At 67.9% G+C, this 25,906-nt stretch carries 19 protein-coding genes; 14 read left to right on the top strand and 5 right to left on the bottom strand.

The window, feature by feature from the left end; genetic code table 11:
• Positions 1-65: 65 nt before the first annotated feature.
• From SRU_RS13880 to SRU_RS13870, 3 genes are all read right to left on the bottom strand, one after another.
• Positions 66-1,553 (bottom strand): hypothetical protein, encoded by a 1,488-nt coding sequence (locus SRU_RS13880; protein ID WP_011405359.1) that lies wholly within the window; start codon positions 1,551-1,553, stop codon positions 66-68.
• 62 nt (positions 1,554-1,615) lie between these two features.
• Positions 1,616-4,519 carry a SusC/RagA family TonB-linked outer membrane protein gene (locus SRU_RS13875; RefSeq protein WP_164923683.1) on the bottom strand — a complete coding sequence of 968 codons (2,904 nt, stop codon included), beginning with the start codon at positions 4,517-4,519 and terminating at the stop codon, positions 1,616-1,618.
• Between the two features lie 500 nt (positions 4,520-5,019).
• The gene (locus SRU_RS13870; RefSeq protein ID WP_164923682.1) at positions 5,020-5,808 is read right to left on the bottom strand and encodes a hypothetical protein; all 789 of its coding nucleotides are present in this window, start codon (positions 5,806-5,808) and stop codon (positions 5,020-5,022) included.
• Positions 5,809-6,076: 268 nt separating this feature from the next.
• Between SRU_RS13870 and flgF the strand changes: the two genes are divergently transcribed.
• The 10 genes from flgF to SRU_RS13815 all read left to right on the top strand — a co-directional run bounded on the left by flgF (position 6,077) and on the right by SRU_RS13815 (position 15,278).
• Complete coding sequence (gene flgF, locus SRU_RS13865) at positions 6,077-6,802, top strand: flagellar basal-body rod protein FlgF (protein ID WP_011405356.1); 726 nt, start codon at positions 6,077-6,079, stop codon at positions 6,800-6,802.
• A gap of 39 nt (positions 6,803-6,841) precedes the next feature.
• Complete coding sequence (flgG, locus tag SRU_RS13860) at positions 6,842-7,630, top strand: flagellar basal-body rod protein FlgG (protein WP_011405355.1); 789 nt, start codon at positions 6,842-6,844, stop codon at positions 7,628-7,630.
• Between the two features lie 27 nt (positions 7,631-7,657).
• On the top strand, positions 7,658-8,386 hold the full coding sequence (gene flgA / locus SRU_RS13855; RefSeq protein ID WP_011405354.1) for a flagellar basal body P-ring formation chaperone FlgA: 729 nt from the start codon (positions 7,658-7,660) through the stop codon (positions 8,384-8,386).
• Positions 8,387-8,433: 47 nt separating this feature from the next.
• Positions 8,434-9,081 (top strand): flagellar basal body L-ring protein FlgH, encoded by a 648-nt coding sequence (locus tag SRU_RS13850; RefSeq protein WP_011405353.1) that lies wholly within the window; start codon positions 8,434-8,436, stop codon positions 9,079-9,081.
• Between the two features lie 57 nt (positions 9,082-9,138).
• Positions 9,139-10,302: a flagellar basal body P-ring protein FlgI gene (locus SRU_RS13845; RefSeq protein ID WP_112904907.1), complete on the top strand. Its 1,164-nt coding sequence runs from the start codon at positions 9,139-9,141 to the stop codon at positions 10,300-10,302.
• A gap of 41 nt (positions 10,303-10,343) precedes the next feature.
• Positions 10,344-10,856 carry a hypothetical protein gene (locus SRU_RS13840; protein WP_013062800.1) on the top strand — a complete coding sequence of 171 codons (513 nt, stop codon included), beginning with the start codon at positions 10,344-10,346 and terminating at the stop codon, positions 10,854-10,856.
• A complete protein-coding gene (locus SRU_RS13835; protein WP_112904905.1) occupies positions 10,846-11,382 on the top strand; it encodes a flagellar protein FlgN in 537 nt (178 codons plus the stop codon). The genes SRU_RS13840 and SRU_RS13835 overlap by 11 nt, the downstream gene beginning before the upstream one ends.
• A 16-nt stretch (positions 11,383-11,398) precedes the next feature.
• A complete protein-coding gene (gene flgK / locus SRU_RS15590; RefSeq protein ID WP_011405349.1) occupies positions 11,399-13,201 on the top strand; it encodes a flagellar hook-associated protein FlgK in 1,803 nt (600 codons plus the stop codon).
• A 40-nt stretch (positions 13,202-13,241) separates the two neighbouring features.
• Positions 13,242-14,201: a flagellin gene (locus SRU_RS13820; protein ID WP_011405348.1), complete on the top strand. Its 960-nt coding sequence runs from the start codon at positions 13,242-13,244 to the stop codon at positions 14,199-14,201.
• 72 nt (positions 14,202-14,273) lie between these two features.
• Positions 14,274-15,278: an HDOD domain-containing protein gene (locus SRU_RS13815; protein WP_011405347.1), complete on the top strand. Its 1,005-nt coding sequence runs from the start codon at positions 14,274-14,276 to the stop codon at positions 15,276-15,278.
• Positions 15,279-15,496: 218 nt separating this feature from the next.
• Here SRU_RS13815 and SRU_RS13805 read toward each other — a convergent pair whose 3' ends face one another.
• The gene (locus SRU_RS13805) at positions 15,497-16,360 is read right to left on the bottom strand and encodes a sulfotransferase domain-containing protein (protein ID WP_011405345.1); all 864 of its coding nucleotides are present in this window, start codon (positions 16,358-16,360) and stop codon (positions 15,497-15,499) included.
• A gap of 102 nt (positions 16,361-16,462) precedes the next feature.
• Entirely contained in the window at positions 16,463-17,320 is an 858-nt protein-coding gene (locus SRU_RS13800) for a sulfotransferase domain-containing protein (RefSeq protein WP_164923681.1), read from the bottom strand.
• A 289-nt stretch (positions 17,321-17,609) separates the two neighbouring features.
• On the opposite strand from SRU_RS13800, the gene SRU_RS13795 reads away from it, so the two are divergent.
• From SRU_RS13795 to SRU_RS15250, 4 genes are all read left to right on the top strand, one after another.
• Positions 17,610-18,872, top strand: a complete 1,263-nt coding sequence (locus SRU_RS13795) for a flagellin (protein WP_011405343.1) — start codon at positions 17,610-17,612, stop codon at positions 18,870-18,872.
• Positions 18,873-18,970: 98 nt separating this feature from the next.
• A complete protein-coding gene (locus SRU_RS13790; RefSeq protein ID WP_011405342.1) occupies positions 18,971-20,215 on the top strand; it encodes a flagellin in 1,245 nt (414 codons plus the stop codon).
• A 363-nt stretch (positions 20,216-20,578) separates the two neighbouring features.
• On the top strand, positions 20,579-21,073 hold the full coding sequence (locus SRU_RS13785) for a hypothetical protein (RefSeq protein WP_011405341.1): 495 nt from the start codon (positions 20,579-20,581) through the stop codon (positions 21,071-21,073).
• A 583-nt stretch (positions 21,074-21,656) separates the two neighbouring features.
• Complete coding sequence (locus tag SRU_RS15250) at positions 21,657-25,859, top strand: PAS domain S-box protein (RefSeq protein WP_183956854.1); 4,203 nt, start codon at positions 21,657-21,659, stop codon at positions 25,857-25,859.
• Positions 25,860-25,906: the final 47 nt, after the last annotated feature.

Raw genomic sequence — 25,906 nt, 5'->3', positions numbered from 1 at the left:
CCGAACCCGTTCCCCCGCGGCCGGCGGAGAAACGGGGCGGTGCTGGGAAACACATGGAGACGGAGCTACTGGCCTGGCACCATCGGGTTTTCGATCACGAGGCCGCGCTCCTCGGCGAGAACGCGATTCATGTCGTGCAGCATCGTCACCTCGGTGGTGGTGAGGGGACCGCTGTCGCCGTTCTCGTAGATGATCGACGGCTCGTACAGGTCGAGCTCGTTCTGGGGCGGAATCCACGCGGGCACGCTCGCCTCCGTGCCCGGATCGCCGGCGCTGATGGCGGGGTTGGTGTCAATCTCCCGGAGCATCATCGGGAGGCGGATGCCAAGGTCATGCAGCCGGTGCCCCTCCAGCAACAGAATCTCCTGGCGGAGGAGGTACAGGAGCCGGAGAAGGTCTGTGCCCGACGCGGCGTCAACTTGTGCGGCGGTGACGTGAGTCCCGGAGACGGTGGGGGTCGTCACCGTTCCCGGGCGGTTGAGCACGAGGTCGTCGACGAGTGGGGTGCCCGGCTCGAAGCGAACCTGAAGGGCCGAGGTGTCCGGGCGGGTGTTGAGGGCGTTGTTGAGCCGCTCGTCGCCGTCCTCAAAGGTCACACGGCCGCGGTCCTCCGCGACGCCGATGGCCGTCTTGAGCTCCGTCCGGGCCCCGGAGGGATCGTCGTCGGCGAGGGCCGCTTCGGCGAGAATCAACCGCATCTCTTCGGCGGACGCGACCGGGATGGGAGAGTTTTCGTTGACGTACTTCGGGTCGAGAAAGTCGAGTCGGGGGAGCGGCTGCATCTCCTGCAGCGACCGCTGCACCAGGTAGTCGTGCGGCGCGTTGTCGAGGTTGTCCGCGTCGTAGGGCTGCTCGATGAGAAACGCATCCCCACCCGCATCGAGGGCGGCCTGCGCGTAGCTCCGGGCCTCTGCCACGTTGCCGAGGGCGCGGTGGGTGCGGGCGAGGGCCGCGTTGAGCCGGACGGCGAGGTCGGCGTCGGATGCCGTGCTCGCCAGGGCCGCCTCGAAGTCGGCCCGGGCATTGTCGAGAAGGGTAGCGGCGGGGACGGCGGCGGTGTCAGCCGCCGTGGGGACGGCCCCAAAGTTTTCGCCCTGGAGGAGGAACGCCATGCCCCGGTAGTAGCGGGCCTCTGCGAGCTGTGCCGCGGTGGCGTTGTCGTCGCCCGGGGCAATCTCTTCGAGCAGAAAGTCGCCCTGGGCCCGGAGCTCCTGGGTGTTCCAGTACAGCCCGTCCTGGTTGGTCGTATTCAGGACGGCAACGTTCGGGGTCAGGTTGTTGGGGAAGTCGAGCGTGTTGCCGCCGAGGCCGGTGCCGTTGACCGAGTAGTTGTCGGCGGCAAGTTCGGTGGTCAAGATGGTCGCGCCGAGGGCCCGGGCAAACTGTGCCCGCAGGCCGTCGAGGAGGGCCGTCGTGGGGCGCTCGGCCTGGGCGAGGTCCTCGTCGGTCGTACGGGGATTGTCGACCTGCGAGGGGTCGAGGGCATCACACCCGACGAGGGCAAGTGCGACGACGATCGTGGCAACGGCGAGAGGGCGATAGCGGTCGGTCATGGTCTGTGGGGGGGGGGCGGCAGGGAGAAGCGGAAGGGGGGAGGGGGAAGGGCGGCGGTGCGTTACAGCGTGATTTCAACGCCGACCTGAATCTGACGAGGGGGCGAGAGCGTGATGCTCTGTGAGCCCCCAAGCGCCACATTGTCGGTGTCGGTCAGGCCCGCCAGCTCGGGGTCCACCAGCTCCTGGCGCGTGAACGCCCACAGATTGCGCCCCGTCACGTAGATGGAGCCCTGGTCGATGCCGGCGACGTCCAGAAGACTTCCCGGCACGTTGTATGAAAGCGTCACCTCCCGGAGCTTGAGGTAGTCGCCGTCCTGGAGGAGGGCCGACCCGGCCTCGGCGGTGGAGAAGTCGACGGGGTTTCCATCGGCGTCGGTGATCGGGTCGCCGTTCTCGTCGAACTTCTGGGGGCGAGGGGCCCGCTCCAGCCCATTGAACGAGGCCCAGTGGCTGCCCCAGTCGAGCACCTCCGACCCGGTGGCCCAGTCGGCCAGGGCAAAGAGCCGGAAGTTCTGGACCGTGAGCGAGGTGGTGAAGGCGCCCGTGTGGACGGGGAACGGCGTCTCTCCCGTGAAGCGAAACTCAGAGGCGTCGAGTTGCCCATCGCCGTTCGAGTCGTACGGGGTGGTGGCGCGCCAGGCCCCGATGGGCTGCCCCTCCTTCACGCGCTGCTGGGCAAACTCGGCACTGCCGCCGATGTTGAAGGGGGCCGCCCCGCCGAGGCTCTCCATTTCGTTCTGGTTCCAGCTCCACGAGCCGCCGACCTGCCAGAAGAGGTTTTCCAGCTGGAGGACGCGCACGTCGGCACTGAGCTCCGTCCCGACGTTGCGGATCTCCCCGACGTTGCGGAACTGGAGGCCGCGTCCCGTGGCGGGCTGCTCGGGCACCTCGAAGAGCGCGTTGGTCGTGCGCGACTGGTAGACGGTAAAGTCGAGCCCGAAGCGCCCGTCGAAGAAGGAACTCTCGAAGCCCCCCTCGAGGGTGGAGGTCTTCTCCGGGCCCAGGTTCGCGTTCCCGGGGTTGTCGAAGCGGGGGGCGCTGGCGCCGCGGAACGAGGTGGCCTGGAACGTCACGTCCCTCGTGAAGGGATCGGGGAATTTCCCGGTCTGGCCCCACGCGGCCCGCAGTTTTAGCTGCGAGAGGACGTTCTCCAGGGAGCCCTGCCAAAACGGCTCGTCGGTGAGGATGTAGGACAGCTCGGCGCTCGGGTACACCTGAACGCCCACGTCCTCCCCGAACGCGCTATTTCCGTCGAGGCGGAGCCCGGTGCTCAGGAAGAGCCGGTTTTCATAGCCGAGCTGTTCCTTGAAGAAGACCCCTCCGTTGAACACCTGCTCACGGAGCTCGTCGGCGACGACGCTGCCCGCCTCCCCCACGTCCTCGGTGCCGGGCAGGGCGAAGGTTTCGGCCTCGGCCCACACCTGGCTCTCCTCGTCCCGGAAGCCCTGGGCCCCGAACGTGAAGGTGGAAGTAACGGGCCCCTCGCGGGGGTAGCTGATAGTGCCCCGGTACTCAAGCGTGATCGACTTGAAGTCCCGGTTGAAGCGCGTCAGGCTCCCATTTGTGTTGCCGGTGAGGGGGTCAGCCTCCCTCGGAAACAGGGCCCGCTGCTCGTTCGTCCGGCCATCGATGCCAACCGTTAGGCTTGAATTGAACAACTCGTTGGGCCGGTACGCCGCCCGGGCCGAGAGCCGGTACCGGTCCACGCCCTCTTTGATCTGGGGCAGCGTTGCCATGTCGAGCGCGTCCCGGAGATTGTTCGTGCCGGTGAAGAACTTGGCGTCGCCCACCTCCAGCATCGTGAGCGGGTCCGCAATCGCGGTCCCGTTCGAGAGGCGGGTGAAGTTCGAGCGCGTGTAGGAGCCGTTGAACTGGACGCTGAGCTCCTCCGCGACGTCGGCCGACACGTTGCCGCGAAGGGCATACAGCGTGTTGCTATTGTTGGGCTGTACGCCGCTTCCATCCTGCAGACGCCCGCTCAGGTTGTAGGTAATCGCCTCCGACCCGCCGGAGACCCCGACGTAGTAGTCCTGGCTGTAGCCCCGCCGCAAGAACTCATTTTCAATGTAGTTCGTGCGGCCAAAGTCAGGGCTGTCCTCGTCCTCGCGCGTCTCGGGAAAGGAGAACCCCGTGTCCTTAAAAAACCGACTCACGGGAAAGTCGACGCCCTGCCGGGTCCGGAACGTCACCTCCGTTTCCCCCGCCTCCCCGTCCGCCGTGAAGACCTGGATCACCCCGTTGGCCGCGTCGGAGCCGTAAAGTGTGCTCGCGGCCCCTCCTTTCGTGATCTCGATGCGCTCGATGTCGTTCGTCAAAATCTCGCTCAGGGCGGAAGTGGTCTCCCCGCCGAACGAAAAGCTGGTGCTCGACGAGTTGTCGACGCGGATGCCGTCGACGTAGATGACCGGGGTCTGATTGGCGAACACGCTCGTGATGCCCCGAAAGTTAATGAGGGCCCCCTGTCCGGGCTGGGCCGACTGCGATCGAATCGTGGAGCCGGGCACGCGGCCCTGCAGAAGCTTGTCGATCGAGGTGGTCGGGGTTTCCTGGATGTCCTCGGCGCTGATGGTCGACACGTTCGTGCCGAGGGCCCGTCGGGACACCTCACTCCCCTGCCCGGTGACGACCACCTCGTCCAGGTTCAACGACGCGGCGGTCATAACGAAGTCCTGGACGACATTCTCGCCGGCCTCGACCGTCACGGTTGCCCGCTGGGTCTCGTAGCCGACCAGGGACGCCTGGATGGTGTACTGCCCTGGCTCCAGGGCCGAAATTGTGTAGCTGCCATCGGGGCCGGTGGCCGCGCCCCGCTGGACGGCCTGAATGGCCACGTTGACCCCTGGCAGCGGACGGTCATTGGCGTCGGTTACCGTCCCGGCAACCGAGCCCGTGGATTGGGCGTGGCCAACGAGCGGCGCGAACAGGAGAAGACCGACGAAAAGGAGGTAGCGACGCAATAACATGGACGGAGAAAGAGCAATGGCGGAGAGCAAGTCCGGATTCTTGAGAATACCGCGAGGGCATCGGGCACGCAGGCCCGCCCTGCGGCTTTCACACCGGATCCTATACGCTGTTTGCGAGTCCTAAAACGAAACAAGCCATGCGGCGAGACTCTCGATGCGCACGTCCCGGGGAAAACATCGACAGGCGACTGGTGAGGAAACCCCGAGCTCCTCGACAGTCCTGACCGGTGAAAATCAGGGAAAGATGAACCTGCATTCAAATACGCCTCCTACGTTAGCACGGCGAGAAGGACATGTCAAAAAAGTGTTTTCGAAAAAGCGTTTCCACTTCAGTAGATTAATAGAAAGGTCACATTTGGGCAGCACTGGTCGCTCCGGAATCTGGGAGAGCCATTCTCCCGGCTGTGCACCGAAGGGGATGTTCAGAGATGGAATTATTCGTCCCCTGGAAGATGAACGTTCGTGGGGAGGTGGAACAGACGCGGAGTCGAGATGGGCCCCTACGGAATGTCCCGCGGCGCTCCAGAGGACTGTCTGTCGAGGCAGTCGTCGCCCGCGTAGGGGAGGGCTCCACGGGCGAGGCGTCCCCGTTTGGGGCGGCGGCCCGGGCGACGCGGCGCCGAAACGACCGTCGTGCCGTCGAGCCGTTCCACCCGCACCCGCCGGACGCCCACGCAGGGGCGACGCGCCTCGTTGGGGAGCCGAAGGTCGTAGGCGGCCAGCTCCCGGGGCGCCAGCGGACCGACCACCCGCACGGTCCGTCGACGGACGTTCTGGGCGGTCGAGTCGGGGCCCCGGTCGTAGCGCACCAGGCCCAGGTCCACGGACGTGATGGTGCGACGCGACGGGTTGGCGAGGAGCACGGACACGATCGGAGGGCCGTCCCGGCCGGGGAACAGGGCCAGCTGGGGCAGGGCGAGGGCGCGCCCCTGGCCCCGAGGGAGGCGGGCCCGCCACGATGGACGAACGCCGGTCCCCGCGGACGAGCGCCGGACGATGCCCGAGACAGGGGACAGGGCCGACCGGGACACCCATCCCGTTCCGGACGCCGCCTGCACGCGCAGCCGCTCGCCCCGCACCGCCTCCACGACCAGGGACGTATCGGCGGGCAGGGCGGCGGTCAGCTCCACCGCGTCGGCGGACGCCCAGAGGGCGGTCGGCATCGACGTGCGGACCGTGTCGCCCGGGCTCGGGGCGGCGGGCGCCGTCTGCCCGTGCCCCGGCGGCGCGAGGAGCAGGCCGAGGGCGCAGAGGAGCGCGAGTCGAACGCGCCGCGAAGGCGTCGTCATGGAGGGCGGGGCGATTGGGGCGACAGAATGCGGCGGGGGGCTGGCTGGTGTACGCCGGACGCGGGCCCTCGTTTTGGCGCCGGGGGGGATGAGGCCACCGCAGCGCGGCGACGGCAGGATCTGCCGTGACGGGTCGGAAAATTGTGCCCGAGCAGAGGCGGGCCCCGTCTCGCCGCTGGGGCGCGTCCCGCCCGTGGAACCTGGTAGGCTCTTTGAAAGGCCTTTGGGGCCCGACCGACCATCCCGTTCATCGTCCCCCCGGCCCGCCATGCTTCCCCGGTTCCAGAACGCCGCCGCCGCCATGAGCGAGATGCGACTCCAGCAGGAGCAGGTGGCGAACAACCTCGCCAACGCCAGCACCACCGGCTACAAGAAGGACCGCGTCTTCACCGAGGCCCTCAACGAGCGCCTCACGAAGGACGGGTCGCCGATCAGCGACCGGCGCCTGGAGCAGGCCAACGACCTGTCGGGCGGCAGCCTCAAGGAGACCGGCAATCCGCTCGACGTGGCGCTGGGGGACGAGGGCTTCTTCGTCACCCAACCCCGCGGGGGCGGGGCCGAACGCTACACCCGGGCCGGCCACTTCGTCGTGGGCAGTCAGGGGACGCTCCGCACGCCCGAGGGGCGCGAGGTGATGGGGGAGGGCGGGCCGATCCAGCTCCCGGTGGAGCAGGGGGGCGACATCAGCATCTCCAAGAGCGGGCGCATCACCGCGGGGCAGCAGCAGGTCGGGGCCCTTCGCGTCGCGACGTTCGAGAACCCCGAGCAGCTGGAGCGGACGAGCGGGGCGTCCTTCGCGGCGGGCGACGCCCAGCCCCAGGCGGCCGAAAACCCGGTCGTGCTGCAGGGCAAGGTGGAAACCAGCAACGTGGACCCGGTGACCGAGCTGACCAACATGATTGAGATCCAGCGCCAGTTTGAGGCCCAGCAGAAAACCATCCAGACGACCGACGGGGTGCTGGGGCGCGCGACCCAGTCGCTCGGCGGCATGTAGACCCGGCACTCTCTCTCGCATCATCGATTCTCGACGCCTATGCCCCCTCGCTCTCTCCAGACGGCTGCGCTGGGAATGCAGGCCCAGCAGACCAGCATCGACAACATTGCCAACAACCTCTCCAACGCCAACACGACCGGCTACAAGCGGTCCCGTGTGGTCTTTCAGGACCTGCTCTACGAGAACGTGCAGGCCAGCGCGGAGGGCCAGACCGACGGCGCCGAGCCGGCGGAGCTCCAAATCGGAAGCGGCACCACCGCCGTGGCTACGGTCCGCAACTTCTCGCAGGGCAGCTTCTCCAAGACGGGCAACTCGCTGGACCTCGCCATCAACGGCGACGGGTTTTTCCAGGTGCAGCAGCCGGACGGGTCCCTCGCCTACACCCGCGACGGCACATTTACCCTCAGCAGCGAGGGCAACATCGTCACCCAGACCGGCCTGAAGGTGCAGCCGAACATCAACGTGCCGCCCAACGCGGTCGAGATCAGCATCGATCAGGAGGGAACAGTGAAGGCGCGGCTGCAGGGGGAGTCCGAGATGGTGGAGCTGGGGCAGATGGAGCTCGCCCGCTTTCCCAACTCCGCCGGCCTGCGGCCACAGGGGGGCAACCTCTACGAGCAGACGGAGTCGAGCGGGGAGCCCTTCATCGGGACGCCGGGACGCGGGGGGCTCGGCAACGTCCGCCAGGGCTTCCTGGAGAAGGGCAACGTGAAGGTGGTGCAGGAGATGACGAGCCTGATCCAGGCCCAGCGCACCTACGAGTTGAACTCGCGGATGGTGACCACCAGCGACGAAATGATGCAGACCGCCAACAACGTGAAGCGGTAAGTCCCTGCCAGCCCCCCGCTCGCCCGTATGCAGCGCGTTCTCGTCTCCATTTTTCTCGGACTGCTTGCCGCCAGTGGGCCGCAGGTCCTGCGGGCGCAGGAGGGCGGGGCCGAGGCGGCGGTGCGGCGCGCCGCGGAGCAGAAAATTGCGGCACGTCGCCCGGAGAGCGCCGGTCACCTGGAGGTGCGGGTGCGCCGTGTGCGGGGGGCGATCGACAGCACGGCCCGGCTCCGGCTGGAGCTCCCCGATCGGGGGGCCATGACGGGCGGCCTCACCCGGGCCCGCGTCCGGGCGCAGGCCCCGACGGGCGACTGGGAAGACGCCGGCTGGGCAACGCTCCGAGTGACCCGGTACGACTCGGTACTGACGACACGGAGCCGCATCAAGCAGGGGGCTCCGGTGAAGCCCGAGGACGTGGAGCGAACCTGGATGCGCGTAAGCGACCTCCACGGCGAGCCCCTGCGGGCGTCGGCGTTTCGGGCGCAACGGAAGAAGGGGGCGCTCGTCGCCGACCGGTATCTGCGCCCGGAGCGCGTCCTGCGGGCCCGGGACGTGCGCCCGCCTTACGCGGTGGACCCCGGCACCGACACCGATATGTACTACCGGCGCGGCCGGGTTCGCTTCCGGCTCTCCTGCACGGTGCGGGAGACCGGCTTCGTCGAGGACGTGGTCCGGGTGTACTGCCCCGGCACGCGCAAGACCTACCAGGCCCGCGTCCGGACGGCGGAGGCGGTGACGTGGGTCAAAACACTGTAGCAGCGACGTTTTCCCTTGCATTCTTGCTCATCGTACCGATTAGCCCCATGATTCGATTTCGTTGTGCCTCAAGTGCGCTTCTCGTCACGTTAGCGCTTGCCCTCGGCCTGGCGGGCGCGCCCCCGGCGCACGGGCAAGAGTCCTCCACGAGCGTACGGGCGGCGGAGCAGTCGCTGTACGCCGACCCGGTGGCCCGCGAGCCGGGCGATGTGATCACCGTCGTCATCGACGAGCAGACGTCCGGCCAGCGTGAAAGCTCGTACGAGGGCAACTCCTCGTCGAGCCTGAACGGCAGCGGGTCCGGAACCTTCTCCGAAAGCATCAGCGGCAGCTTCTCCGCGGGCACGGAGGTCAGTTCCGAGACGGAGAACAGCAACGAGTCCGTCCAGAGCGAGGTGCTGAACGGGACCTTCACCGCCCGCGTGACGGCCGTTAACAACGCCGGCAACCTGGAGGTGAAGGGGGAGCGGCGCCTGACCATCGACGGGGTGACGCACATCATGGAGGTGTCCGGCGTCGTGCGGCCGACCGACGTGCGCCAGAACAACACCATCCTGTCCACCCAGATCGCCAACGCCAAGATCAAGTACGGGGAGGAGGGCTTCCGCAACCAGGGCATCTTCTCGAAGGGCCTCCTCCTGAAGGTGGGCGGCGTCGTCGCGACCGGCATTGGCATCTTTCTTGGGGTACGATAACCAAGACAAAGCCCCGAACGCCGCCTTTACGCGCCCCGTGCACACATTCGCCACTTTATGAGGACCGTTCGCCTACGACGCATTGTGCTGGGACTGCTGGTGCTCGTCCTGAGCGGAAGCGTGGGCGCGGCCCGTGCCCAGCAGGGCCCCGCCGCCGCGGACTCCGGGGAGGCCTCCACGGCCACCTCGGAGCTGAAGAGCATGGTGACGATCGAGGGCGCCTCCTCCATGCCGCTGACCGGGTACGGCCTCGTGGTGGGCCTCGACCGCACCGGCGACCGCGCCCGGGCCCAGAGCGGGGCGGTCTTCACCGTCCAGAGCATCGCCAACATGCTGCGCGAGTTTGGGGTGAAGGTCGACCAGGAGGTGCTGCAGTCGCGCAACGTGGCGGCGGTGCTGGTGACGGCCACCCTGGATCCGTTCGCCGGCACCGGCAGCGAAATTGACGTGACCGTCTCCTCGATGGGCGATGCCCGCTCCCTCTCCGGGGGCGTGCTCCTGCGAACCCCCCTGCAGGGGCCCGACAAGGCGCTCCGGGCCGTGGCGCAGGGCCCGCTGACCACCGGGGCGGCCCAGGCGTCGAGCCAGGGCACGGAGGTGACGGTCAACAGCCCAAACACGGGCCGCATCCCGAACGGGGCCATCGTCCGGCAGGCCCGCCCCGTCAACCTCACCGGAGACGAGGTGGGCCTCGTCCTGCGTCGGCCCGACTTCACGAACGCAAGCAAGATTGCCGACGCGATCAACGAGGTCTTCCCCGACGCCGCCGAGGCCGCCCACGCGGGCCTCGTCAACGTGGGAATGCCGGAGGCGCTGAACAACACCTCGCAGCTGATGGCGGCCCTGGAGGGGGTGGAGGTCGAGGTGAAAGCGCCCGCCCGCGTCGTCGTCAACGAGCGCACCGGCACCATCGTCGCCGGGGGCAACGTCACGATCAGCGAGGTAATGGTCACCACCGGGGGCATCACGGTCTCCACGCGGGAGGACCGGTTCGTCTCGCAGCCGAACCCGCTGGGGGAAGGGGAGACCCAGCCGGTGGCGGAGGGGGAGGCCGAGGTGCAGCAGGAGGGCGCGCGGTCGGTCGTGCTCCCGCCGAACACGAACGTAAGCGAGCTCGCGTCCGCCCTGAACGACCTCGGCATCACGGCCCGCGACATCATCTCCATCTTCCAGTCCATCGACCGCGCCGGCGCCCTCCAGGCCGAGCTCGTCATTCTGTAGCCGCCCGCCTCGCTCCCTGTCCCACCCCCACGCCGTTCCCCATGTCCTCCGTTGCGTTTGCCAGTTCCGAACAGGCCGCCCGGGCCGTCCGGCGCCGCGCGTCCCCGTCCCCGGGCGGGCTGGGCACGGGCCTGACGGGCGACGACCCCCCCGAGACGCCCAAGGAGGCGGCGGAGCAGTTCGAGAAGGTGCTGGTCCGCCAGTTCGTGGACGTGATGACCGAAGACATGTACTCCTCGTCCCTCGCGGGGGGCGACGGGAAGAACTGGATGAGCAGCCAGCGCGACCGGCAGCGCCGGGTCATGACCGGCATGATCACCGACAAGCTCACGGAGGCCGGCAACCTCCAAATTTCGGAGACGCTCATGCAGAGCTGGGGCACGGACGCGTCCGCGGAGGCCGACGCCCCAGAGGCCAACGCCCCAGAGGCCGACGACGCGGCCCCCGCCCCGGCATCGCCGGAGAACTCCATCCCGGAGTTCGTGGACCCGCTTCCCGCCCCGGCCGACCCCTCAACGCCTACGGATCGCCCCCAGATTGACCATGTCGTTTAAACGCCTCACGCCGGTCACCGATAAATTGGTTGAGACCCTTAGCGAAAAGGCCGATGCGTTCGAGAAGCTGGAGTCTCTGTTCGAGCAGCAGCTGGATGCCCTCCGGAACGGGGAGACCGACGCGCTGGGCCCCCTCGCGACGGAGGCGCAGGACTGCACGGACACGATCGACGACCTGCGCCAGACGTACCAGCGACAGGCCCGCCTCCTCATCCGAATGCTGGAGCTGGAGGAGGACGACCCGTCCCTCGAGACCCTGATCGAGGTGCTGGAGCAACGGGCCCCCTCCGCGGAGGCGAGCACGCGGCTGGCCGAGGCGCGGGCCGCCGTGCTGGAGCGGGCCGAGTCGGCCCAGCGGACCAACGACACGCTTCAGTTTGCGCTGGAATACGCCGCCGGCCTCAACCACGAGCTGCTGGCCGCCGTGCAGCAGGCCGCGGTCGACACCGACCGCCGCACCTACACCGCCGACGGGACGGCCGAGTCCGGGGGCGGCGAGCATTCTCTCGTCAACACTGTTGGATAGACCCTGACCGCGTCCCGTGAGCGTCAACTCGCTGTTCGACATTGGGAGCACGTCGCTGCGCGCCGTCGGCGAGAAGATCGACGCGACCAGCCAAAACATCGCCAACGCCGAGTCGGAGGGCTACCGCCGGCGCCGCGTGAGCCTCAGCTCCCGCAGCGTCGCCGCGACGGGCCTGTACGCCTCGAACGGGGCGCAGGACGTCACGTCGAGTGGCGTGGGGGTCGAACAATTCGAGCGGGTGCGGGACGGCATGCTCGTGGGCGCCCGGAACGAGGCCCGGAGCAGCGAGAGCGCCGCCCGGGAGGAGGGCCGCGTGCTGGGCGTGCTGGAGGGGGCCCTCGCCACCGACACGGACGCGAGCCTGTCCGCCTCGCTTCAGGGCCTTGCCGACGGCTTTAGCAATCTCGCCAACAACCCGGAGAGCCAAGGCGTGCGCGAGTCCGTTCTGGGCCGGGCCCGCCAGCTGACCGACACGTTCGGCCGCCTCGACCAGCGCCTCGGGGAGCTCACGTCCAGCACCACGAAGGCGCTGGCCAGCAACGTGGAGAAGGCCAACGGGCTCCTCGACAAGGTGGCCTCCCTGAACGAGCAGATCGAAAGCGCCCGGGCCGGCGGCTCGCCCGACTACGCCGCGGAGGACCAGCGGGACCAGACCGTCAAGGAATTGTCGAAGCTGCTTCCGGTGGAGGCCCAGGAGAACCGGTCGGACGGCTATACGCTCACCGTCGACGGCATGACGGTGGTGCAGGGCGACGACGCGACGACTCTCTCCACGGAGAACAAGAACGATCCCAGCAAGCCCACGAGGGTCGAGTTCGGAGACACCGGTGTGGCGTTCGATCCTGGCGAGGAGGGCGGTGGTGAAATTGGCGCGCAGGCGCGCCTCCTGAACGACACCCTGACCGGCAAACAGAGCGTGCAGGACAGGCTGGACACCCTCGCCGACAGTGTGGTGGAAAAGGTGAACACGGCCCACCGGAAGGGGGCCGACCAGAACGGCGACACGGGGGAGAACTTCTTCGTCGACAAGTCCAGGACGGCGGGCAACATCGAACTCAACGTCGACGGCCCCAAGGACATTGCGGCCGTGGCGACGCCGGCCCTCGGCACCCCGGAGGGAAACGAAACGGCCGTCACCATCGGCCAGGGCGACTTTGGCGACAGCAGCGGGGCGGGCAACATCGAGGACCGACTCACCGTCGGCCCCGACGGCAGCGCCAGTACGGTCGAGGTGTCGTCGATCTCCCCCGACGGAAACCTCCCTGGGGGGGTGGAGGGGGGCACGTTCGATATTACCGTAGAAGATAATGCCAATACCGGTGAGCTCGACTTCACGATCAATCGCCCCGACGGGTCGACCAGTGCCCAGACCGGTGTCGATGTCAGCTCCGACGGCACCAGGATCACGCTGGAGGACGACGGAAGCGGCAATACGCTGAAGCTCGACGTGGGCACCGCCTTCGCGGACGGCGACGTGGGACCGACAGAAACGAAAGAGTTTTCGGTGACGGTGGACAATTCCCTCCCCGGCAACACCGGCCCGGCCCAGAATATCGCCGACGTCGCGTCGGACCTGACCACGGGCGCGACCGACCTGGCCGCCGGCGTCGGCACGCAGGTGCAGGAGGCCGCCGCCAAGGAGGAGGCGCAGGCCGCCGTGGGGGAGCGCGTTCAGGCCCAGATCGAAGACGTGTCCGGCGTGTCGGTCGACCAGCAGCTGAGCAGCCTGATCGAACAGCAGCAGCAGTTCGCGGCGTCCGCACAGGTGCTCACCACGGCGCGGGAGGTCTCCAGCACGCTGCTCTCCATCGCGCGGTAACGACCATCGGGCGCTCCGTCCACAACCCTGAGACTTCGCCATGGCCAACGTCAGCATCGCCACCAATTCAAGTGTCTACTCCGGCGTGATTTCCGACGAGGTGCCCCGCCTGCAGCGCGACATCAGCCGCCTCCGCGAGCAGATCAGCTCCGGGAAGCGGATCAACCGCCCCTCGGACGACCCCTCCTCGTTCGCCACGGCCGAGCGGATGAAGACGCTCGGCAACCAGCTCGCGCGGCGCGAGGAGTCGATCGCCAGCGCCCGCACGTTCGTCGACCGCACGCAGCAGGAGCTCGACGGCCTGGCCGACCTCTTCACCAAGGCCCGCGAGGACGGCGTCCGGGCCGCCGACGACACCCGGAGCGCAGACGACCGCGCGGCCATCGCCGAAGAACTCCGGTCCATCAAGGGGGAGGTCGTAGACCGGATGAATAGCACGCAGGGCGGGGAGTACATCTTCGCCGGCAATCGCACCGACACGCAGCCGTTCGGGGCGGACGGGAGCGCCAACGACGCCGCCCCCATCAACGGGTCCCTCGACGCCCTCGACGGCGACCGCACCCGGCCGATCGGGAAAAACAAGGACCTGACGATCAACGTCGACGGCAAGGCGCTCGCCCAGTACGACACGGACGGCGGGGACCCGGAGACCATCACCGGCGCCCTCGACAACCTGATCAAGGCCGTGGATCCGGCCGACAATTCCCCCCCGAGCGGGCCGCCGGACCCCGACATCAGCACGGCCCTCGGCGAGGTCGAAGACGCGCTCGACCACGTGATTTCGAAGGGCTCGGAGGCGGGCGCGATTGGGCGGCGCCTCTCCACGGCCCAGGAGCAGGTGGAGGCGGCGTCGCTGGAGGCCAACGAGCGGCGCTCCGACGCCGAAGACACGGACCTCGCCACCGCCATCTCCGAGCTCCAGCAGCGGCAGACCCAGCTGCAGGCGGCCTTCCAGGCTACCTCCTCGTCGCAGCAAACGTCCCTCGTGAACTTCCTCTAGCACGACCCCTGAACCCGAGCCGACCCCGCGGCCCGCCCCTTCCTGCGGCCCGCGCCCCGGCGCCCCAGCCCGATGAGCACCGACCCGTCCCCCCCGTCCGACTCGGCCCTGCGCGACCTCGACCTGCGCGTGCCGCCGTTCCCGCGCACGCTGCCCAGCGTGCTGGAGCTCCTCCACGAACCGGGCTTTACGGACCCGGAGGACCTGACCGAGATCGTGCAGCACGACCCGGCCGCCACCGCGCGGCTGCTCAAACAGATCAACTCCGCCTACTACGGCCTCCGCCGCTCCATCTCGGACGTGGGGCGGGCGATCCGCATGATGGGCACGACCACCGCCGCCGGGTCGGTCGTCAGCCTCGGCATGCTGCGGATGGACGAGCTGGCGGACGGGCCCGTGGAGGCCTGCTTCCACCGGTTTATCCGACACAGCGAGGCGACGGGCTTCCTCGCCAGCAGCCTGCTCGGCCCGCTGTCGCCGGCCGACGACGGCCCGGCCCCGGAGTCGGACGTCACCCAGGGGGAGGGCTTCGCGGAGGGCCTGCTCCACGACTTTGGCAAGCTGGTCCTGTTCTACAACTACCCCGAAAAGGCCGCCGCGCTCTACGAGGAGAAGCGGTTTGCGGAGCACCTACAAGAGACGGACCCCCGCAAGCTGGAGCGGTTCGTCTTCGGGTGCGACCACGGCCAGGCCGGGGCGTACGCGGCCCTGGAGCTGAACTTCCCGCAGACGCTCGTCGACGTGATCCGCCACCACCACCCGCCCCATTCCGAGACGGGCGACGCGCCGCGGCGGGTGCTCCGGGCCGTCCGGGCGGCCAACCTGGCCGCGAAGGCGATGGGGGCGCCCCTCGCCGGCGTGGCGCCCACAGAAGAGCCGATCGACTGGGCGGCGTGCGCCGACCGGCCGGTGTGGCGGCACTGGAACCCCGCCCCCGAGGCCGAGGGCCCGCCCCCGGACCTCATGGACCGGCTGCGGGGGAAGAAGGAGATGGTGATGCTCTTCACCGACTTCTTCGTCGGCGCGTCGGACGCGGAGACGCCGGACCGGCCGTCCGGCGAGCCCCTCGCGGCGTAGGGGGCCGCGCCGAAGAGGGACCGTGGGGAGTGCCGCCCTCGTTGGGGGCCCCCAGACAGAACTACAGGTAGCCGAGGGCCTCCATCACCTCGCCGTGGTCTCGTTCGATCGTACGGGCGACCCCGACCGGCACCTCCTCCTTCCGCCCGTCGGTCTCTCCGGAGCGGAACACCTGTCTGTGGCCGGCCTCCGGAAAGCCGGCCGGCCCGTCGGGTGCGCTACAGATACCCGTAGCCCAGCGCGTTCATCATGTCGCCGTGGTCCTTTTCGATCTTGCGGACGAGCCGGACCGGAAGCTCCCCCTTCCAGCCGTCCGTCTTGCCGGAGCGGAAAAAGTTGTCCTGGTGCTCGGTGGACTCGGGAAACTCGTGCTCGTTTTCTTTCTGTTTGAGCCGGTCGAATCGCGTTTTCTCGACGGCCTTTTCTACCCGTTCGATGGTCAGGTCGGGCGCGTTCAGAAAGTCCAAGATGTCGTAGAACTCCCCGACGGGGTTGGCCTTCATGTCCTCGTACCGCACGGTGTGGACGGGGGTCTCGTCGGCGCTGAGCCACCCCCGGACGTGCTGCGACCAGGTGCCGAGCAGATGGTAAAGGTTCTCCCCGCCCCCAATGGTGAACTTCTCCTCGTTCATCTGCTCGGCGGTCTTCTCCAGGCTGTTTCCCATGTGCGCGGCGAATGAGCAGCAGACCTCCCGCGGGTCGCGGACCGGATTCACGACCCGGTCGGTCCACGCCGGGTTCCAGAGGTTGATGCCGTCCACGTCGCCGTTGAGGTGGTGACTCTTCACCAGAATGGGACGCTGGGTCGTCGTCTCCGACAGCTCGTGTTCGAGCTTGAGCATGGCGGCCGGCCGGAGACGGGCCTGCGCCGAAAAGTTGAGGGCCTTGATGGGGTAGGGGCTGACCGCCTGGAAGTAGTACTTGGTTCCGTCCCCAAACCGGATCACGTTGCTGATGCGGGACTCGTCGTCCTCGTTGAACCGCATGAAGTCTTCGGCGGTGACGTTTTGCAACGAGTACGCGGCGGCGACGAGGCGAATCCAGGTATTTCCGCTCTTTGGGTAACTGGCAACAAACTGCATAGGGCAGATAAGGAATTGGTGGGACGATCGAGGCGGTGGGGCCGGAAGGCCGTGCGGTCCGGGTCCGCTCCTGCTCAGATCCGTGCGGCAGTCGACCGGGGGCTACAGGTATCCGAACTGCTCCATCACATCCCCGTGGTCCTTTTCGATTTTGCGGGCCACGTCGGTGGGGAGCTCGTCCTTCCATCCATCCGTCTCGCCGGAGCGGAAGAACTGGGCCTGGTCCGCCGTGCGCTCGTGGAAGCCGTGCTCCGCCTCCATCGCCTGCATCCGCTCGAAGCGCGTCCGCTCCACGGCGTCCTCGACGCGCTCCTCGGTCAGGTCCGGCACCTCCAGAAAGTCGAGGATGTCGTAGAACTCCGCGACCGGATTCGCCTGCAGGTCCTCGTACCGCACAGTATGGACGGGGAGCTCACCGGCGTTTTGCCAGCTCCGAACGTGCGTCGACCAGGTCGTGAGGAGGCTTTCCACCCGCTCGTTTTCTTCGCCCATTCGCGCCTGGGAGTCGTTCATGAACTCGGCCGTCTCCTCGTAGTCCATGTCCCGGTGGGCGGCGAACGAGCAGCAGATCTCGCGGGGATCGCGAATGGGGTTGACGACGTGCTCGACCCACTGGCCATTCCAAAGGTCAATGTTGTTGACCTCCCCGTGGATGTGGTGGCTCTTGATGAGGGCCGGACGTTGGCTCGTCGTCAGGTTCTTTTCCCGGTTCAGGACGAGCATCGCGGCCGGGCGGAGGCGGACCTCCACCGGAAAGCTGATCTGGGAAAGGGGGAACGGGGAGATGGTCTGGTACTGGTACCGCTCCACGTCGGTGTATTGGAGCGTGGCGGGCAGGTCCGCGGAGGCCGTGGGGTATTTCAGGGCGTTCATTAACTCCTCGTCGGAGAGGGTGTACGCGGCGGCGACGAGGCGGACCCACGTGTTTCCGCTCTTCGGGTAGCTGGCGACAAACTGCATAGCGGGGGATCGTAGGAAATGAGCGAGGGGCACGGACGAAAGGGACCGGAAAGCCTTTCGGTTAGGGCTCCACACCGGCCGGGCGTAGATACAGCGCAAACACCGGACCAGAAGGGGGGCTCCTGCGTCTCTCGCCCACAGGGGCCACAGTGGCTCAGGCCCGGGATTTAAAAAGCCAGGTCTGCGTCCGATAACCGGAGGTGAGCCGATGCGAGACGGCGGAGACCGGCCGTCGTGGCGCACACGCACCGTCCGATAAACCTTCTCTCGCGCAAACAGACTGAGACCCATGAGTAGTTTTTCGCAGATCAACACCAACATTCAGGCCCAGCAGGCCTTCCAGAACCTCTCCGACACCAGTGAGCAGCTGGCCGAGACGCGGGAGCGCCTGACGACCGGCCTCCGCATCAACAGCGCCAGCGACGACGCCGCCGGCTTCGAGATTGCGGAGGGGCTGGAGGCACGCACCGGGTCTCAGCAGCAGGCCCTCCGCAACATTGGGGACGCCAAAAGCGCGCTCAGCGTGGCGGAGGGGGGGCTCGACTCCCAGCTCAACATTTTGCAGTCCGCCCGGGAGAAGGCCGTGCAGGCGGCCAACGGGAGCCTGTCGCAGAACGAGCGGAACGCGATCGCCGGGGAGCTGCAGGAGCAGGTCGGGGAGATCAACGACATTGCCAAGAACACGACCTTCAACGGCGACAAGTTGATTGAGGGGGGCACGTCGGGGGATAGCGGCAACTCGGTCGGACTCACCTTCCAGACCGGGTCGGAGAGCGACCAGACCTTCGACGTCAACATCGAAAACTCCACCGCCGACGATCTCGGCGTCCGGCAGCCGTCTGTTAATGTAAACCAAGCCACGACCAACTCAGGTGGGCAACTCGTGAATGAAGGAGACTTCGCCGAATCGGCCGTGTCAGGGCTTGAGGGATCTGTTACTGTAGCTTCGGGGTCAACGGCCTCCACCTTGGCCAGTGGCCTCGAAGGGGGGGAGTTTGAGGTGCAGGTATCTCAGACTGCGTCAGACAAGATCAAGCTCAGTGCGAACGGTAACTCGGCAACGCTCACCGGTGTCAATGCTGGCAACGGGACATTCAGCGGTGCCGGCACCCTGACACTATCGAAAAGCGGTACTAAGACCATCCAGGCCAAGGCCAGCAACATAACCATCGCCACCGACAGCCTTGAGCAGGGAGGCGATGCGAAGAGCTTCACGGTGGAGGTTCGGGACGAGCTGGACATCGGGACCCGGCTGCAAAACAACGGTGCCGACGAGGCCCGCGAGATCATCAACGACGTGGACAGCGCGATCAACAGCCTGACCTCCCAGCTCAGCGACCTGGGCGCGAGCCAGAACCGGCTTTCGTTTAAGGAGTCGAACCTGGAGACGAGCCAGACGAACCTGCAGGCCGCCCAGAGCCGGATTCAGGATGCGGACTTTGCGAAGGAGCAGACGCAGGCCGCGAAGCTGCAGGTCCAGCAGCAGTCCGGGACCGCGCAGCTGGCCCAGGCCAACGCCGCCGGCCAGAGCGTCCTCTCGCTCCTCCAGTAAACGACCCGCGGTGATTCCCTCCGGACGGTGAAGGATGAATTTGACGTCCGGGGGAAAGCAGTCCTCGCGTCCTTCGATGAGACAACCAGCCTAGACCCATGAGTAGTTTTTCGCAGATCAACACCAACATTCAGGCCCAGCAGGCCTTCCAGAACCTCTCCGACACCAGTGAGCAGCTGGCCGAGACGCGGGAGCGCCTGACGACCGGCCTCCGCATCAACAGCGCCAGCGACGACGCCGCCGGCTTCGAGATTGCGGAGGGGCTGGAGGCGCGCACCGGGTCTCAGCAGCAGGCCCTCCGCAACATCGGGGACGCCAAAAGTGCGCTCAGCGTGGCGGAGGGGGGGCTCGACTCCCAGCTCAACATCTTGCAGTCCGCCCGGGAGAAGGCCGTGCAGGCGGCCAACGGGAGCCTGTCGCAGAACGAGCGGAACGCGATTGCGGGGGAGCTGCAGGAGCAGGTCGGGGAGATCAACGACATTGCCAAGAACACGACCTTCAACGGCGACAAGTTGATTGAGGGGGGCACGTCGGGGGACAGCGGCAACTCGGTCGGGCTCACCTTCCAGACCGGGTCGGAGAGCGACCAGACCTTCGACGTCAACATCGAAAACTCCACCGCCGAAGATCTTGGGGTTCAGTCGAACCTCGACGTGACGACGACGGACGGGCAAGACGTGAGTGCGGGGGACTTTACTCGATCCCAGGCAGTTACGGCAGCCTCCGGAAACATTTCCCCGTCGGCCTCTGGGACTAACCTTGCGGGAACGCTCGAAGGTGGGACCTTCGACGTTACGGTGGAGCGAAGTGGTACGTCTCTCACGCTCAAAGCCAATGGGAGTACGGTCTCCGCTGCAGGGACTAACGGTGGTGGTAACGGTACATTCACGGGAAGCACCTCGGTGACACTCTCATCGGACACGAGTGGAAACAAGATCGCACTCAACGTTACGGAATTGAGCGTGCGGAAGGGTGACATCACCGACGGTGGATCGAAAGACTTTTCCGTACAGGTCCGAGACAGCGAGAACATTGGGAGTCGGTTGCAAGGAGGCAGCTCCGACGAAGCCCGCGAAATTATCAACGACGTGGACAGCGCGATCAACAGCCTGACCTCCCAGCTCAGCGACCTGGGCGCGAGCCAGAACCGGCTTTCGTTCAAGGAGTCGAACCTGGAGACGAGCCAGACGAACCTGCAGGCCGCCCAGAGCCGGATTCAGGACGCGGACTTTGCGAAGGAGCAGACGCAGGCCGCGAAGCTGCAGGTGCAGCAGCAGTCCGGGACCGCGCAGCTGGCCCAGGCCAACGCCGCCGGCCAGAGCGTCCTCTCGCTCCTCCAGTAATCCTTTCGTCAGTACTCAGCCGAGCGGCGACGCGTCGAGCGGACGTTCGCTTGACGACGTTCTCGCCGTAGTCTTAAAATCAACACCAATGCCCACAGCCTCCGGCCCAACGCCGGAGGCTGTGCTTTTTTATTTGTTGTGGGCTGTCGTATTGGGTCCCCCCGTTCGATTCCGTGAGGCTCCAGACGGTCTGGCGTGTCGCCCTCCCGGACCGGCTCGTCCGGACCCCCTGGGCTCGTCTCCCGCGGGCCTCTGTTCGCGGGGCGTTTAAAGTCCCCCGCTTACGTCCGATAACAAAAGACGAGCCGGACTCACACGGCGTGCCCATTCGCCCTGCACTCACATAGCCCCCCGGTCTCCGCCATGCGTGTCTTTTCGGCGTCGCCCCGTCCCGCCTCCCCGACGACGTTTCTGCTTCCGCTCGGCCCCGGCCCGGAGGCAATTCCGGACGACGGAGCACGTGTGCACGTCCCCCACGCGACGGGCAGCACCTCGGGCGCCACGCGCACCGGCATGGACGGGCGGCCTGTGAGCCGGGCCAGCGCGGGGGCGTGGCCCGACAATCCGATGCGCATCCCGTCCGATTCTCTCGAAGACGCCGGGTCCACGACCGCCGGGCTGGCGACGGGCGATGGGGCCCGGGATCGCGCCCCGGCCCCGAATCTGCAGGAGGCCCGGTCCGAAGCGGATGCCCCCGAGCACACCGTAGCGGACGCGATGGCCCCCCGTCCCTCCCGGGCCGATCAGGTTCGGGCGCAGGCCCGGGCCGCGAAGCTCCAGATGCGCGCCCAGGCCGAGACGGCGCGCCGCGCCCAGGCCCACGCCACGGGGGCGGCGGTGCGCGACCTCATCGAGTAGCTTATCTGAAGCCCATCTGGAGCGCCCCCGGAGCCCACTCGTGCCTCTTCGTCGGGGCGGGCTGCACGGGGTGCCGGTGCGCGTGAGCGGCCCCGCGACGCACGGTGCGCCAGGCGGGGGCGGGGGACGGTGGGCCTCGTGTTGAGGGCGGCCGTTCGGCATCAGCGGGCGGCCGGTTGGACCAGAAGAGTCATTTCATTCCGCACCGACGGGGCCGGGAGAGGCATCGCTCAGGTCTTCTACCCGTCCGCGCCGGTCGAGTCGTCAGCAGGCCGGCCGCCACGACATCACCGGGGCCCGGCGTCCACCCCTCCGAGCCGAGAGGATTTGAGCCGTCGTCGGAGGGGCGCTCAGTCACGCGGAGGGCGAGGAACGTGCCGTTTTTTGGGACGGCGCCTATTCCCGGGACACAGCACGTACTCTGCGCTATGGCGCAGGCCGTTGTTACAGACTCGTGACGCACCCGGGGCATTCGACCCGCACCGGCGGGTGTGATTTTCGTTTGCCTAACTTTTGCTTACATTCACTACTGGGTGTATCTTCACACCCCCGGCACGTCACCACTTCACACAGGCACCGTCCAATGAGCGTGCTTTCTCCCGGCATGCTGGTGTTCGGGTACGTTCTCTCGTTTCTCGCCGGCGCCGCCGTGTGCCTGGCGGGGGCCGGGCTCTGGCGCCGGTTCGGGGCCGCAGGGGCCGAGGCTGCCGGGGAGCAGGCGCGCCGGACGCCCGAGGCGGACCGGCTTCGGGGCGTGTCGCAGAGCCTCCCGGGCATCGAATTTCAATACCGGGTCGACCCGGGCGGGGCGGGCCGGTACCGGTTTGTCGGCGCGCGGGCGGAGGCCCTGCTCGGGCTGTCCCCGGACGCGGACGACTTCGAAGAGCAGTTCCTGGCTCGGGTGCCGGAGGCGTACCGGGACCGGCACGACCACTGCGTGCGGGCGGCCCGGAGCGGGGCGCGCCCGGAGCAGGTGGAGCTGCCGTTCGACCGGCCCGACGGGGAGCGGGTCTGGCTGCTCCTCACCTCGGTGCTGGAGCGCCGGCCGGAAGCAGGGGGCGAGGCGCTTGTCTTCAACGGCTTCATGCTGGACATCACCGAACGAAAGGAGCAGGAGCACACCCTGCGCATCCTCTCCGAGGCGGTCGAGCAGACCACGGACGGCGTCGTGGTGACCGAGGCCCCCGGACGCGACGACGCGGGCGAAGCGGACGGCGGCACCATCGCGTACGTCAACCGCGCGTTCGAGGAGATGACCGGGTACGCCGAGGAGGAACTGATCGGCCGCACGCCGCAGCTGCTCCGGGGCCCGGAGACCGATCCGGACGTGATTGCCTCGCTCGAGCAGGCCCTGGCGGCCCAGGAGCCGTGGACGGGAGAAACCGTGAACTACCGGAAGGACGGGACGCGCTACAGTGCCCGCTGGACCACGACGCCGATGTTCGACGAGGCGGGCGCCCTGCAGTACTGGGTGTCCATCCAGCGGGACGTGACCGAGAAGCAGGAGCGCGAGCAGGCGCTCCGGCGGCAGCGACGCCTGCTGGAGCAGGCCCAGCGGCTGACGGGGGCGTGGATGGCCGACCTCCGCACCGGAGATGTGGCCTGGTCGGACGAGGGGTATCGGATCCACGAGCTCGCCCCCGGCGCCGAGCTGGGTCTGGAAGAAGGGTTCGAGTTCGTCCATCCGGCGGACCGGTCGGCGGTGCATGCGGCCTTTGAGCGCTGCGTGGAGGCGGGCGCCTCCTACGACGTGGAGCATCGAATCATCACGGCCGAGGGGAATCGCCGGTGGGTCCGCACGGTGGGGGCGCCGGTCGAGGAGGACGGGGAGATTGTGAAGGTGGCCGGGGCCCTGCAGGACATCACCGAACGGAAGCGGCGCGAGCGCGAGCTGGAGCGCCAGAACGACCTCTTCGAGCGGGCCCAGGAGATCGCCGATGTCGGGGCGTGGGAGTACGACGTGGAGGCCGACACGGTGCGCTGGACCGAGAACGCCCGCCGAATGATGGCCCTGCCGGCTCGTCCCAGTGACAGTCTGGACGAGGCCCTTCGCACCTGCCACCCGGACGACCGCCCGACGGTGCGGGCCGCCGTCGAGGACGCGGTCGAGGAGGGCACGCCGTTCGACCTGAAGGCCCGGCTGATTGCCCCCGACGGAGAGCGACGATGGGTGCACGCCCGCGGGGAGCCCCAGTCCGAAGACGGGACGGTGGTGCGGGTGCGGGGGACGATTCAGGACATCACCGACCGACGACGGCGGCAGGAGGCCCTCCGGACGTCGAAGAGCCAGTACCAGACCCTCGTCGACAACTTTCCGGACGGGGCCGTCTTCCTGTTCGACGAGGACCTGACGTTCCGGACGGCCGGGGGGCAGGGGCTGGCCGACGTCGGGCTCTCGACCGACGAGGTCGTGGGGCGCACGCTCCACGACCTGTTTCCCGAGGACATTGCCGATCGGCAGGTCGAATATTACCGCCGTGCGCTGGACGGGGAGAAAAGCGTCCTGGAGGAGCAATACCAGGGGGGCGACTACCGCGTCCAGGTCCTTCCGGTCCGGGACGAGGACGGGACGGTGATCGCCGGCATGGCCGTCTCTCGGGACGTCACCGACGAGAAGGAGCGCGAACGCGCCCTCCGGGGGCGGCGGGACAAAGTGGAGGCCCTCTACGAGACGGCCGATCGTCTGCTGACGGCGCGCAGCACGGACGAGATCGCCACGGTGCTCGTCGAGATCATCCGGGAGGCCCTCGGCCACCAGGGCGTGTCCGTCCGGTTTGCCCGAGAGGGCGTTCTGGAGGTGGCCCACGTGGCGGAGGCGACCCGCGAGTTCATGCCCGAGCGCCCGCCCTTCGACGTGGACGGGGACAGTGCGGTGGCGGAGGTGTACCGGAGCGGCGATACGCTCACCATTTCCGACCTGCAGGCCACCGAGGTGGAAGACCCGCACGACTACGGGGCGCTCCGGTCCGTGGTGGTCGTGCCGATGGGGGCGCACGGCACCTTCGCGGTCGCCTCGCCCGACCCCGGCGCCATCAGCGAATTTGACATCCGCCTGATTGAGGTGCTTGGCACCTACGCGACGGCTGTGCTCGACCGGTTGGACCGAGAGAACCGTCTTCGGGAGGAGCGGGATCTGCTGGATCAGTTGTTGTCCACGAGCCCGGCGGCCATTGTGCTGCTGGACGAGGCGGGCAACTTCGTCCGGGTCAACGAGCGGGCTAAGGAGGTGCTGGGCATCGAAAGGAGCGAGGTCACTGAACGTGCCTTCGACGACCCAGAATGGGGCATCACGACGGTCGACGGGCGCCCCATCCCGGATGCAGACCTTCCATTCCGGCGGGTCCTTCGGAATCAGGAGCCCGTCTTCGGCTACGAGCACGCGATTGAATGGCCGGACGGGACCCGTCGCATTTTGTCGGTGAGTGGGGCGCCCCTCCAAGACGTCGAGGGCACGGCGCAGGGGGCCCTGTTTCACCTCAACGACATCACGGAGCGCACGGAACAGAAGCAGGCGCTCCGCAGGCGCACCGAAAAGATCGAGGCGCTCTACGAGGCCACCCGGCGGCTGCTCCGGGCCGGGTCCCGCGAGGCGGTGGCCGCGGAGGTGCACGGGGTGCTCCAGGATGTCTTTGCGTACCCGTTCCGGCACACGGCCTTCGTGGAGGCCGGCGAGATCATCCCGAAGAAGACCACCGCCGAGGGGGACGCCGACCTGCCGGCGCCCAGTCCGCAACCGGTCGATGGGGACACCGTTGCGGCGCGTACGTTGAAGGCCGGGGAGGCGGTCGTCGTCCCCGACACCGCAGCGCTGGAGAACGGCATCGACTACGGGGACCTGCGGGCCGCGGCCGGGGTGCCGATTGGGCGGCGTGGCGTGATCATTGCCGGCACGTCGGACGAAGGCGACTTCGACCGGCTCAACCTACGCCTGCTGGAGGTGCTGGGCGGGTACGCGGCCCTGGTCCTGGAGCGCCTGCGCCGCGAGGAGGAGCTTCGGGGGGCGAAGGACAGGGCGGAGGCGGCCCGGGCCGACGCCGAGCAGGCCCGGGACGACGCCCGGAAGGCGGCGCGGCTGAAGTCCGCGTTCCTCGCCAACATGAGCCACGAGATCCGGACCCCGCTGACGTCGATCATTGGATTCGCCGAGGTGCTGGGGGCCGAGGTGGGGGCCCTGGACGCGTCGGCGGCCGGCTCGCTGGAGCAGAAGGCCCATCTGATCGAGCAGGGGGGCAAGCGCCTCCTGGACACCCTGGAGGGGGTGCTCAACCTGTCGAAGCTAGAGGCCGGGCAGATGGAGCTGGACCGCCGGCCCGTCGACCTGGCGGACCGGGCGCGCCGAACGGCCGAAGAGCTAAAGCCCAAGGCCACGGACAAGGGGGTTCGCCTCCAGGTCGAGACCGGGACCGGGCCCGTCCGGGCCCGGGCCGACGAGGGAGGGGTGCAGATCGTGGTCCAGAATCTTCTCTCCAACGCGATCAAATACACCAACGAAGGCGGACGCGTCCGTGTGCGAACGTACCGGGAGGACGGGGCGGCCGTGCTGGAGGTCGAGGACACCGGGATTGGGATGGAGCCCGAGGCCGCGAAGGAGCTCTTCGAGCCGTTCCGCCAGGCGTCGGAGGGCATCGGCCGGAAGTACGAGGGCAGCGGGGTGGGGCTGGCCGTCACCCAGAAGGCAACCGAAGAGATGGACGGGGACATCGAGGTAGACACGGAAAAGGGAGACGGGAGCCGGTTCGTCGTGCGACTGCCCCGGGCCGAGAGTGCTGCCGACGCGGAGGCGTAGGTCCACAAGCGCGGGCCCGAGGCGATCGCCTCCACCGGGCTGCGCTG

It is taken from the genome of Salinibacter ruber DSM 13855, from assembly GCF_000013045.1.
In the GTDB taxonomy this organism is placed as follows: domain Bacteria; phylum Bacteroidota; class Rhodothermia; order Rhodothermales; family Salinibacteraceae; genus Salinibacter; species Salinibacter ruber.
The sequence above is the reverse complement of the archived record's forward strand: the minus strand, read 5'-3'. Positions and strand labels throughout refer to the sequence as shown.